This window comes from Psychrobacillus sp. BM2, from assembly GCF_048572895.1.
Lineage (GTDB): Bacteria > Bacillota > Bacilli > Bacillales_A > Planococcaceae > Psychrobacillus.
The window spans coordinates 2,087,305-2,098,924 of the sequence record NZ_CP183878.1; the positions used below are offsets into that span (position 1 = coordinate 2,087,305).

General features: G+C 36.2%; 15 protein-coding genes and 1 other annotated feature. Of the genes, 2 read left to right on the plus strand and 13 right to left on the minus strand.

Going from position 1 to position 11,620, the window contains the following annotated elements; all coding sequences use genetic code 11:
- Positions 1-37 precede the first annotated feature (37 nt).
- Positions 38-1,135 carry a 3-phosphoserine/phosphohydroxythreonine transaminase gene (gene serC / locus ACN6MX_RS10100; RefSeq protein WP_419962474.1) on the plus strand — a complete coding sequence of 366 codons (1,098 nt, stop codon included), beginning with the start codon at positions 38-40 and terminating at the stop codon, positions 1,133-1,135.
- 133 nt (positions 1,136-1,268) lie between these two features.
- Here serC and ACN6MX_RS10105 read toward each other — a convergent pair whose 3' ends face one another.
- The 13 genes from ACN6MX_RS10105 to ACN6MX_RS10165 form a co-directional block, all read right to left on the minus strand.
- Complete coding sequence (locus ACN6MX_RS10105) at positions 1,269-1,490, minus strand: helix-turn-helix domain-containing protein (RefSeq protein WP_419962475.1); 222 nt, start codon at positions 1,488-1,490, stop codon at positions 1,269-1,271.
- Positions 1,491-1,500: 10 nt separating this feature from the next.
- On the minus strand, positions 1,501-1,983 hold the full coding sequence (locus ACN6MX_RS10110; protein WP_419962476.1) for a DUF2975 domain-containing protein: 483 nt from the start codon (positions 1,981-1,983) through the stop codon (positions 1,501-1,503).
- Between the two features lie 586 nt (positions 1,984-2,569).
- Complete coding sequence (locus ACN6MX_RS10115; RefSeq protein ID WP_419962477.1) at positions 2,570-2,932, minus strand: hypothetical protein; 363 nt, start codon at positions 2,930-2,932, stop codon at positions 2,570-2,572.
- Between the two features lie 19 nt (positions 2,933-2,951).
- The gene (locus ACN6MX_RS10120) at positions 2,952-3,380 is read right to left on the minus strand and encodes a VOC family protein (RefSeq protein WP_419962478.1); all 429 of its coding nucleotides are present in this window, start codon (positions 3,378-3,380) and stop codon (positions 2,952-2,954) included.
- Positions 3,381-3,435: 55 nt separating this feature from the next.
- Complete coding sequence (locus ACN6MX_RS10125) at positions 3,436-3,906, minus strand: DinB family protein (RefSeq protein WP_419962479.1); 471 nt, start codon at positions 3,904-3,906, stop codon at positions 3,436-3,438.
- Between the two features lie 126 nt (positions 3,907-4,032).
- The gene (locus ACN6MX_RS10130) at positions 4,033-4,767 is read right to left on the minus strand and encodes an SDR family NAD(P)-dependent oxidoreductase (RefSeq protein WP_419962480.1); all 735 of its coding nucleotides are present in this window, start codon (positions 4,765-4,767) and stop codon (positions 4,033-4,035) included.
- A 128-nt stretch (positions 4,768-4,895) separates the two neighbouring features.
- Positions 4,896-6,149: a DNA polymerase thumb domain-containing protein gene (locus ACN6MX_RS10135; protein ID WP_419962481.1), complete on the minus strand. Its 1,254-nt coding sequence runs from the start codon at positions 6,147-6,149 to the stop codon at positions 4,896-4,898.
- A gap of 121 nt (positions 6,150-6,270) precedes the next feature.
- Positions 6,271-6,459, minus strand: coding sequence for a hypothetical protein (locus tag ACN6MX_RS10140; RefSeq protein WP_419962688.1), 189 nt, complete (start codon positions 6,457-6,459; stop codon positions 6,271-6,273).
- A 15-nt stretch (positions 6,460-6,474) separates the two neighbouring features.
- Positions 6,475-7,251 (minus strand): S16 family serine protease, encoded by a 777-nt coding sequence (locus tag ACN6MX_RS10145; RefSeq protein WP_419962482.1) that lies wholly within the window; start codon positions 7,249-7,251, stop codon positions 6,475-6,477.
- Positions 7,252-7,509: 258 nt separating this feature from the next.
- Positions 7,510-7,734 carry a hypothetical protein gene (locus ACN6MX_RS10150; RefSeq protein ID WP_419962483.1) on the minus strand — a complete coding sequence of 75 codons (225 nt, stop codon included), beginning with the start codon at positions 7,732-7,734 and terminating at the stop codon, positions 7,510-7,512.
- Between the two features lie 602 nt (positions 7,735-8,336).
- Entirely contained in the window at positions 8,337-8,558 is a 222-nt protein-coding gene (locus tag ACN6MX_RS10155; RefSeq protein WP_419962484.1) for a small, acid-soluble spore protein tlp, read from the minus strand.
- Positions 8,559-8,744: 186 nt separating this feature from the next.
- On the minus strand, positions 8,745-10,424 hold the full coding sequence (gene argS / locus ACN6MX_RS10160; RefSeq protein ID WP_419962485.1) for an arginine--tRNA ligase: 1,680 nt from the start codon (positions 10,422-10,424) through the stop codon (positions 8,745-8,747).
- Between the two features lie 36 nt (positions 10,425-10,460).
- Positions 10,461-10,680, minus strand: a binding site (T-box leader).
- Between the two features lie 41 nt (positions 10,681-10,721).
- Positions 10,722-11,264: a GNAT family N-acetyltransferase gene (locus tag ACN6MX_RS10165; protein WP_419962486.1), complete on the minus strand. Its 543-nt coding sequence runs from the start codon at positions 11,262-11,264 to the stop codon at positions 10,722-10,724.
- A 113-nt stretch (positions 11,265-11,377) separates the two neighbouring features.
- On the opposite strand from ACN6MX_RS10165, the gene ACN6MX_RS10170 reads away from it, so the two are divergent.
- Complete coding sequence (locus ACN6MX_RS10170) at positions 11,378-11,608, plus strand: hypothetical protein (RefSeq protein WP_419962487.1); 231 nt, start codon at positions 11,378-11,380, stop codon at positions 11,606-11,608.
- The last annotated feature ends 12 nt before the right edge of the window (positions 11,609-11,620 follow it).

An 11,620-nucleotide genomic window follows, 5' to 3' on the forward strand; every position in this document is an offset into this window, starting at 1 on the left:
TAAATAAATTCAAACCAATAGGATAGGAGAGTTTATCTTGAGTCAATCAAATCAACGAGCGTATAATTTTAATGCAGGTCCTTCTGCTCTTCCGCTAGAAGTATTAGAAAAGGCACAACAAGAATTAGTTAATTTCCAAGGCTCCGGCATGTCTATTATGGAAATGAGTCATCGCAGCGCAACTTTTGAAGAAGTACATAATGAAGCTATTTCCCGTTTAAGAAAACTTTTCGCTATACCAAACGATTATGAAGTTCTTTTCTTACAAGGTGGAGCAAGTCTTCAATTTACTATGATTCCGATGAACTTCTTACCGTCAGGGAAAACGGCAAGCTATGTAATGACAGGCGTTTGGTCAGAAAAAGCTTATAAAGAAGCGAAACTATTTGGCGAACCTGTACAAATTGCAAGTACAAAAGAAAATAAATATCGTAATATCCCCTCATTAGAGGAAATTGATGTCGATTCAGATGACGCATATATACATATAACATCGAATAATACAATTTATGGAACACAATGGTCCCAGTTTCCTGACATAGGTGAGGTTCCACTAATCGCAGATATGTCTAGTGATATTATGTCGAAACCTATAGATGTTAGTAAATTCGATATGATCTATGCCGGAGCCCAAAAAAACCTTGGACCTTCCGGAGTGACTGTCGTTATTGCTCGTAAGGATTTTCTTGCAAAGGCTAACACAGAAATTCCAACTTTCCTAAAATACAGCACGCATGCTGAAAGTAATTCCCTATACAACACACCACCGACATTCGGTATTTATATGCTTGGAGAAGTTTTGAAATGGATAGAAGGAAAAGGCGGATTAACTGCAATCGCTAAACAAAACGAGGAAAAAGCTAAACTGATTTATGATGTGATTGATAATAGCAATGAATTCTATACGGGACATGCTTCAAAAGAAAGCCGATCTCTCATGAACATTACGTTCCGCCTAGCAGACGAGGATTTGGAAAAACAATTCTTAGCGGAAGCAAGAGAAGCAGGATTTATCGGCTTAAATGGTCATCGCTCAGTAGGTGGTTGTCGTGCTTCTACTTATAATGCGGTTCCACTTGAGACGTGTAAGACTCTTAGTGATTTCATGATTGCATTTCAAACTAAACATCAATAACTTGTTAAAACTCCAGGAGATTCTAATTTAAAATTTTAGGTGCTTTCCTTTCAATGAAAGGAAATAATAAAAATAGTTGAAAATAGGCCATCATTTTTTTGATGGTCTATTTTCAACTAAAATTCCTACTTTATTATCCTTGAGTGTCTTCATCACTTTTATATTCTAAAATATCCCCTGGCTGACAATTCAATGCCTTACAAACCGCCTCTAAAGTTGATAATCGGATCGCTTTTGCTTTACCATTTTTCAATATAGAAAGATTAGCCATCGTTATTCCAACCCGTTCGGAAAGTTCTGTAACACTCATTTTCCTTTTAGCCAACATCACGTCAATATTGATAATAATCGCCATATTATTCACCTCAGACCGTTAAATCATTTTCTGATTTTATATCAATTGCTTCTTGTAAGAGTTTTTGTAGCACAGCAGCAAAGATTGCTATCACTATTGAAGCAAAAATAATTACCATTCCGATTACTATTATACCTGGAGCGTCGTCCATTTCCGCCATGAGATAGAAGAGCGGCATGCCTATCACATATACGCCACTAATTGTAATTGCACAGTATTTTATTTTCTTTAAAGCTCTTACAGAAATTTTGGAAAAAGCTTTATTTTTGTCAATATAGCTTAAAAGTTTAAAAGCTTGATACAGTGCAAAGTAAAAAGGTATCGCAGCTGCATACAAATCGATTAAAACTAGATAGTTGATAAAAGCAATATCTGGATACAATTCTGCTGCAAAATTAGCTATTTCAGGCACCAAAAATATGCATAAAGCAAGAACTGGGACTCCCATAAGAATAACAGCTATTTTTAAAAATAGTGTTGATCCTCGTTTCATAAAAAACACCTCACTTATTTATTGTTATTTTGACTTTAACATATGACTTATCGTTTTACAATAAAATATTATCGTTAATTTTTGTTATTATTGTTGCAGAAAGTCTTTTTTCATCCTTTAAAATAAGTAAAACTGGGCAAAAAGATGCTCGGTACTTTAAGTCAAAACCTGTTTCTATTGTTTTCGAAGGGCTTTGGACAGACCTTTTGCTATATTATTACCAAATATTTTTTAAAGAGGCTGGTTGTGACTGACGTCACAACCAGCCTCTCCTTTTTCGGTAATTTTAGGGCATTTGTCTGTCCGTCACACTTCTCCAACTTTTAAAAACAGGTTAATGCGGTTTTGGACAACTAGAGATAAAATAACTTTCTAATTGATAGAACAAGCTCACGAAGATGCAATTTCGTTCGCTATTTCGCTTCTTTATGGGGCAAACACTTACTATTTCTCTTTAATTCCACATGAACAAAGAAAATTTACTTTCTACATCTATCATTAAATAATAGCATCCCTTTTCCTATTCTCCACCGTGTACAAATATTAGGTATCAAACTAATCTTTAGTGTAAAGGTCTTTATGTATTTTAGAAATTTACTAACCTGCTTTTATTCTTTCCCATGCTTTTGTTCTTGGGAAGCAACATGAGAAGATAACAAATGAAATAAGTAATACATGAGGCAATAAACCAAGCAAATATACTCGGTGTAAGCATTACATACAAACTGATTGGTAAAGACCAAATAAACGCAATTAACATGAGATATTTTTTTTCCATGAAAGCAGCAATGATAGCTAAACAAGCAGGAAGGCATAACATAACAAATGTATTGACTGCCACATTTTCAGGACTTGAACCTGTGTAAGGGTTATAAAAAACTAGCAAAACCCACAAAACAATACTATATACACCAGCTTTAACTCCCAATATTAAACCTATTGTTCTCACCTTCACTACCTCCAGTGGATTAGTCTCCCAGTTTGTTTAGTTTTGGATAACTACAAAGTTCAATTAAAGTTCCATCAGTTGATGCGGGATTAATATAAATGAGCCTTCTTCCACGTGTATTAGTACGTAGTGTATCCTTTAAAAAACGGACTCCATTTTTACTTGCCTCGTGTATCGCTTTGTCCAAATCGTCCACTCTATATGCAATATGATGTACCCCTTTTCCTCGCTGCTTTATAAACCGAGCCATTGGCGAGTTCTTGTTCGTTGGTTCCAGTAATTCAATTACCTTATCATTAGTTCTGACAACAGCAACATGTACTTCAACACCGGGTGTATCGCTTGTATAACGGTCCTCTAATAATCCATTTAATACATTAAGATAAAAAGGAAGAGCTCTATCAATACTTCTAACGGCAATTCCAACGTGATCCAAAACATATTCCAATTTACTTCCTCCTTCTAGCATTAATTAATACTGTGCGAATACCTCTTCTTACCATTTAGTTTTTAATAGCTCGATAAATCCTTTTGATCGATTCCATATGTAGTGCTTCATGATAGAAACTAAATAGAAATGTTTCTCCAATTGTGTGAAATGTAATACCTGATCTGTTAGTGAAAGGTTCTGGCAATCTTTTCTGTAGATTTCCAGGAAGGGAATCTCCTATTCGTTGTTTTTGTGCAATCAGTTCACCTGAAATTTCTACAAGTGTTGGTGGAGTTCCAATCCAATCAGCTGGTTTCGTACCTGCACTAAAAAAAACTTCATATTCTTCAGGAAGAATCATCTTTTCTCCGGTAACACCAAATACAAGCTTTTCCTGGATATAGGCAATATGACCAAAATTCCAGCGAATATTATTCGTAAATCCTGTTGGAACAATATCTGCTAGCTCCTCGGGTATTTGCTGGATAGATTTTTCTGTTATTCCGCGTACTACCTGCATATGCTGAAAAATTGTTTGTTCCAATACTACTCCCCCTATTTTCGTTTAACGCTCCTACTCATAACTGTATTCTCCTCAAACGCACTAAATCCCTTCCATTTTTCCATATAAAAAATGACTCCCAAGCTGGAAGTCATTCTAAAGATTTACTTATTGTGCTGTATATCCACCATCAACTGTTAAAACATTTCCTGTCATAAACGAAGAATCGTCTGAAGCCATGAATAATACTGCTTTAGCCATTTCTTCTGCTTGGCCAAGACGTTGCATTGGTGTCATCGTTTTTAATACTTCTTTGCTTTCTTCAGGAATAATCGGTGTATCGATGAAACCTGGTGCTAGTGCATTTACACGAATATTTTTTGTCGCATATTCCAATGCTAGTGATCGTGTTAAGTTAATAACTCCACCTTTTGCTGCATTATAAGCAGCGGATCCAGGTGAGCCTACCCAACCATACATGGAAGCAGTATTGACAATTGTTCCCCCACCAGATTTAAGCATTTCACGAATTGCATCACGTGCAACTAAGAATACACCATCTAAATCAACATTCACTGTATTACGCCATTCCGCATACTCCAACTCTTCTGTAGGAGTTACTCGACCAATTCCCGCATTATTGAAAACTATATCGACTTTACCAAAAGCGGCAATTGTTTCTTTGTATATATTTTTAACCTCTTCTTCACTTGTAATATTAGCTTTAACAAATAGTGCTTCTGCATTTTGTGCTTTTAACTCAGCTTCAAATGCTTTTCCTTTTTCTTCATTCAAATCGACTAGCACTACTTTTGCGCCTTCTTGAACAAAAAGTCTTGCTGTTGCAGCACCGATTCCCGATGCACCACCTGTGATTATCGCTACTTTGTCTTGTAATTTCATTAGAAACTCTCTCCCTATCTAAATAAAATTTAAATATCTAATCTCTTATATCTCGAATTAAAGATATTTGTATTATTAATATATTCCTCTTTTTTACGAAAGTCAAAATATTGGATCTGCCGTTTCTTTTACTTTTTATGCCCCCCAAGTAATCCCGCACGCTTTCTTGCAGTTCCTGCTTCTGTGTAAGATACTGCACGTAAAACTGCAGTAGAGCCGTATTTACTCCGCAGGGCATCCATCGTTTTCCCTAGCTTTCGTTCCTTCCATTTATGTTCTTCAAACAAGCTAAGCTGCATCGAATACTCTGGTTCTAAATTAGAAATCGAGAGAGACAATTTCCGAACAGGACGGCGATCATAAAATTCATCAAAGATTTGTTCACACACTTTATAAATGGTCATTGTGGCATTTGTCGGCTCATCGATGGAACGAGAACGATTAAAACCTCCACCAAAAGCATCTTTGCTATACCCAACAGATAAATGTATCGTTCTACCAACCATTTCTGCTTCGCGTGCACGCCTAGCTACATCCTCACACATTTCCAAAACGACTGCCATGACTTCTTTTTTACTACGATAATCTCGAAATAATATTTGTCCTTTTCCATAACTAATTTGTCCTCCTTCAAGAGGCGCTCCGAGCTCTGATAAATCTATCCCCCACGCATGATGAAAAAGTTGGTTTCCCATCACTCCAAATTTCTCCTCGAGCAGAGATAATGGTGTTTTCGCCAATTGCCCAACATTGAAAATCCCCATGTTATTTAGCGTCTTTTTTAGACGGGATCCAATCCCCCACATATCACTTAATGGGGTTACTGGCCACAATTTCTCCTGAACGTCTTCATATGTCCATTTAGCAAAACCAGTTTTTTTCGCTTCTAGGTCAAGTGCCAGCTTAGCCATAAGCATATTAGGCCCCAATCCAACCGCACAAGGTAATTGAAACTGGGCATATAGCCCGTCTTGTATACGTTTTATCGTGTTTTCAACGGGTCCCCAAAGCCTTTCTGTTCCTCCAAGATCCGCAAAACACTCATCGACACTATATACATGAATCGATTCGTGGGGGACAAACTGATGTAAATAGCGTGTAATTTCCATCGATACTCGAACGAAAAACTCCATTTTAGGTTCGATAAGATGAATCGAAGGATGATCTGGTATTTCAAACAAGCGAGTTCCAGTCTTTACGCCAAACTGTTTTTTCATAGGCGGAGATGCAGCGAGCACGATACTTCCTTTTTGCTCCAAATTTCCGATGACCGCAATCGGGGTATTCATGACATCCAGACCTGCATCTGCTGCGGCACAGCTCGCAAAAAAACTTCGTATATCAATACATATAATCTGCCGGTTTTTTAGTACTTCATACATATATTATTTACTCCTCTCATAAGGAACGTACGTTCTTTACAGTATATTACAAACGTACGTTCTTATTCAATGGTAAATAATAGATTTCATAAGAAAAACCGGGCAAAAAAACGCTCAGTCCTTATAGTTCAAAACCTGTATCTTTCTTTTTAGAAGGGCTCAGGACAACCGTTTTGGTATCACACAGCGGTTCACCAGGATTATAATTTGAGAGTTCTTTCCGTTGCTTTAACAGTGCACATAATTGTTCATCTATCGGTAAAAGCTGTTGGTCATAATGATCATTTTGCTCCGGTTTTCTATTTTTCATATTAATATTCTTCTCCTATTTATCCCGATTTAACTTATCAATTTGTTCTATCGCATCATCTACATTTTCGACTCCAATTACTTCTATTGGAAGATTAAATAATTTCACTACCTCATTGCCTTCCTCGAGGTTTCCAATTGGAAGAATTATATAGGGGAGTCCGATTTTATTTGCACTTAGGACTTTTTCTTTTACAAGACCAATCTCTATTACTTTTCCAGATTTACTAATAGCCCCTGTCACACCGATTGGTATATCATTTTTAAATTCTGCTTGTTCTATTAGACTGGCTAAAACGAGCGCTAACCCTGCACTATTCCCACCTAAATTACTTCTAGAAAAATATTCATCTACAGCGGGATTACTTGAATTTAAATACGCTTTCACATTCACTGACATTTGTTTAAAATAATTAACCTCAAGATTGAATCCAACCAATTTAAAAATTTCTGTAGTTTTACTAGCATAGCGGTTAATATTAGTTGCTTTTACTATATCGAAAATTAGTATGTGATTATTCGAATCTCGAAAAGCTTGTTCATCTAAAACCTCTTCCCCGTTTATCTCTATATCAGTTGAATGTACAGGCAATAGGTAAATTCCGGAGTTTTTTATTAGTTCTTCTGGTGGTACATATGAATAAACCACATAGTGATTTCCTTCCGTTTGGATAATTGGTAATTCATATAATAGTAAAAATACCGAGGCGACGAAAGGTAACAGGATAGTACGTTTTGCGATTTGTGTTTTTCTAATACCAAATATAAAAAATGCCCATAATATAACGAGCAAGACCAACATACCCCAAAAGAAAAAACTAGAAATATAATCGAGGAAAAACAAATAGAGCTCCGAAAAATAAACAAAAATCGTCAAAATAAAAGGAAGTATTTGAGGCTTATTAGCTGATTCAATTATCTTTATCACCTATCCTTCCCAATACTTACTCTTATACTTATTCTATTTACTACTAAAAAACCCTTCATATTCCACCCAAATAAAAAACACCCCCCGACTTGCAGAAGTGCTCTGATAAATTTATTTCTTTAACTAGTGAAGAATACTACGACTCTTTAAGTTCCAAATTGTCCGATAACCTGGCACCCTAGACCTAAAACATATGAGGAATTGCATGACAATTGCTTGTGATATCATATCTGCCATTTCCAAAGCTTCTGCTTCTATTTGGTCAAAAACTTTAATATCCCCTTTATAATTTTTTTGAATCATACATACCGCCTCGTATTTTGTTAATGCAAGATGCATATAAAACATTCGCTGCACTTCTACTTTCGTTAAATACGGATTAATATTACTTAAAAAAATTGCAATGTCATCAGCGTTGCGATACCATTCCTTTTCTTTTTCCTCTGCTTTTTTAGCATCGCCTTTTACTGCTGCCGTGACTAGTTCCGCTGCTAATACTAAGTGTTCTTTTATGAGTTCGGCATATTTGTTGGCGATTTGATCGCCGTAATAGGGGCGAATACAACTCCCTTAATCGGTCGCATTTTGTAAAAGTCGTTCTTGCACAGAAGGTAAATCAGGTAAATTGAATACAATACTCGTAATGGTCATTCTGGTCCAATTGACATGTTCTAGCCAAAGAACCGGTTCATGCTTTCAAAGTCGACTGTTGCTTTACTTTTATAGTAGCGTTGACTATAACTAGATGATTTGTTCAAAAAGTATCGAACTGGTGCGGTGTATTGTGAATATGGAGTAGTATAACCAGGATTATGAGGGTGGGAGGAAAATTCATTTGAGTGAAAGTGCATACTAAGGTCACTCCTTTTTTCCCTAGTTTACGTTTTTTCTTTCATTAGTATGATATAAAAAAATATGCCCAGTAATCCAAAGATTACTAGGCTTAATTTTTAACTGTATCCGTTTATGCGTGATTTAGCTTCTGCAAGTATTTCAGCACGTAAACCATCAATATGCTCTTCGCGTCGCTCATTTTTCTTCTGAATGGCAGCAAGTTCTTCACCTTCTGCAAATTCCATTGCCATTTCCGCTGCTTCCTTATTACGGATAGTTTTCTTTAGTCTTTCTTCGTTCTTAGCTGTATCATTCGGTCCAGGTCCGTGTATGGTCATTACTATTCCTCCCTAATTGGTTATAATCATTCAAGATTTAGTGTTCCCAACTCCCACGAAATTATTGAACGTTTAAAATACAATTAATAAAAACTTAAAGTAATAAAAATATATCCGAAACACTGTTCATCATAATCGCTCCCAAGAATATCTATGGGGTATTTTGGAAATGTGTTTACCTAGACATTACATCTTCTTAGGAGCTGGTACACCTAATAGTCGTAAAGATTCCTTCAAGACAACCGATACGGAAAATGCAAAAGTTAACTTAGAAGAAGTCGTTCCATCATCAGCTAAAATTTTTGTGCTTGAATAGTATTTATTGAACTGACGTGCAAGCAGTAAACTATACTTTGCAATTTGTGATGGATCAGCATGATCAAAAGATTTTTCTACAACATGTGGAAAATCCTCGAGTAGCTGGATAATCGGCCACGCTTCAACTCCAAGAGATGAAAAGTTGAATGCTTCAGCCTCAAAGTTACCTTTTTGGAGCAATGAACAAATTCTAGCATTCGTATATTGCACATAAGGTCCTGTTTCCCCTTCAAAGTTAAGCATCTGTTCCAACGAAAACTCAATATCATTCATGCGATCATTTTTTAAGTCATTGAAAATAACCGCTCCTACTCCAACTTGCTTTGCGACTTCCTTTTTGTTTTCTAATGTTTGATTTTTCTCATTAATATTATGCTCTGCAGTTTTAATAGCATCAGCTATAACGTCCGCAAGCAATATAACTTTACCTTTACGTGTAGACATTTTTTTCCCGTCTTTCAGCATCATGCCAAATGGAACATGTTCAAGCTGTTTCGACCATTCATAACCCATCTTTTCAAGCACCGAAAATAGTTGCTTAAAGTGAAGTGTTTGTTCATTGCCCACAACGTAAAACGTTTTACTCGCATGATATGTTTGATGACGATATATGGCTGCTGCTAGGTCACGTGTAGCATAAAGTGTTGCTCCATCTTTTTTAGTAATCAAACTTGGTGGCATATCTTCAAGATCTACTACAAAAGCACCGTCAGATTCAATTAACAATCCTTTTACCTTTAAATTGTCAACTACTTTAGTCATTTTATCGTTATAAAAAGCTTCCCCAGCATACGAATCAAAATGGACACCTAAAAGTTCATAGATTAATTGGAAATCCTTTAAAGATGCCTCTTTGAACCACTTCCATAACGATAGAGCCTCTTCATCACCTTCTTCGAGTAATTTAAAAGCTGCACGGGCTTGCTCATTTAATGAGTCATCTTTTTCGGCCATGTCGTGAAAATGCACATAAATCTTTAATAACTCTTCAATTGGTGCTGCTAAGATTTTGTCTTTGTTTCCCCATAATTTATAAGCGATGATTAGCTTGCCAAATTGTGTACCCCAATCTCCTAAATGATTAATACGAACAGCTTCGTACCCATTCTTCTCTGCAATATTCGCTAAAGCATTGCCGATTACAGTAGAACGCAAATGACCCATGGAAAAAGGCTTTGCAATATTGGGTGAAGAAAAATCAATGACAATTTTTTCAAGCTTGCTATTTTTACTTCCATACTGCTGTTGATCCGTCGTAATAGATTGTAAAACTTGGTTTGTAACAAGCGCTTGATCGAGGAAAAGATTCACGTATCCACCAGCGACTTGAACGCTGGCTATTAATTTATCCTCTAGCTTCTTACTTAACTCTACCGCTAATTGCTGTGGTGCTTTACGCAATTTTTTAGCTAATGTAAAACAAGGAAATGCAATATCCCCTAATTCTATTTGCTTTGGCTTTTCCAGTAACTGCTCTACTTGTTCAGCAGTCCATTCATTTTCTAAAGCATTTGAAATAACATTTGCGATTTGTTCTGTCAGATTCATAATTTCTCCTCCAATATAAAAAGCCCTCGTCTCTGTATAAGAGACGAGAGCAAAAATTCCCGTGGTACCACTCTAGTTGCCACAAATGTGACCGCTTTTACGTTCGTAACGAGGTGTCTTCCCCGATTATCCTTACTAAAACTTTCAGGACATTTCTCCAAAGCTCGCTTCATCGATTCTTCTTGTATTAGGCTCCCACCACCCCTAACTCGCTTCCCAGCTCCGTATCGACTACTCTCTTCTTCAACGAATTTAACATGATGATTTTACATATTGTACAAGAAATTCAGAATTGTGTCAACAACCCAAATCATCTTTTAAGATGGAATACATATACAAATCATCAAATTTCCCACAAGTAAATTTATAATGTCTTAGCAAGCCCTCTCTTTTAAATCCTTGTTTCTCTACTAGTCTTTGTGAAGGGACATTCGCAGGTTCGATTAATGCTTCAATCCGTTCGAATGTATAATGATTAAAACCATACTTAACAACCGCTTCCAAGGCTTCATTAGCTATTCCTTTTCCCCAATACTCTTTACTCAATTCGAATCCTACCTCAGCACGGTAATTTTTTGTACTTCTATTAAGAAATCCACAACTTCCAATAACCTTTCCAGCATCTTTTAGCGTAATTCCCCATCTAATGCCAGAGCCATCTTCATGGATCGACTGATACCAACTAATTTCATCCAGTGCATCTTTTACAGATTGAAAAGGTTCCAATCCCATATGTTTTACAACATCCTTATCTGACAAATAGCGTAACATGTCAGAAGCATCCTCGTTTGTAACTTCTCTTAATAATAATCTCGATGTTTCAATAACCGGCATAGTCATAATAATAACCTCGATTCATAAATTTATTAAATTTGCATAAATAAATTCAAATACCCAAAACCAGAATAGTACATCCTCTAATTAGTCATATTAACAACAAAGGAGATGATATAGTGCCACGAAGAAGTGACAATCAACATGTGAATCCCTCTCCACATTTTGATGGTGAGAAAGAAAATATTATAAATAATCTTACCTCAACTGCTGGGGCAAAGATTGGCATTCAGTTTGAAGTAAAAGAAGAGTTTGGACAGGAAGGAAATCCATACAATTATGTCCCAAAGCCGGATAAAGAAATGCAAGTATTCACGAAACTAACAAAAGGTAAAAAAGCAGCAAAATAATTAATAAACAAA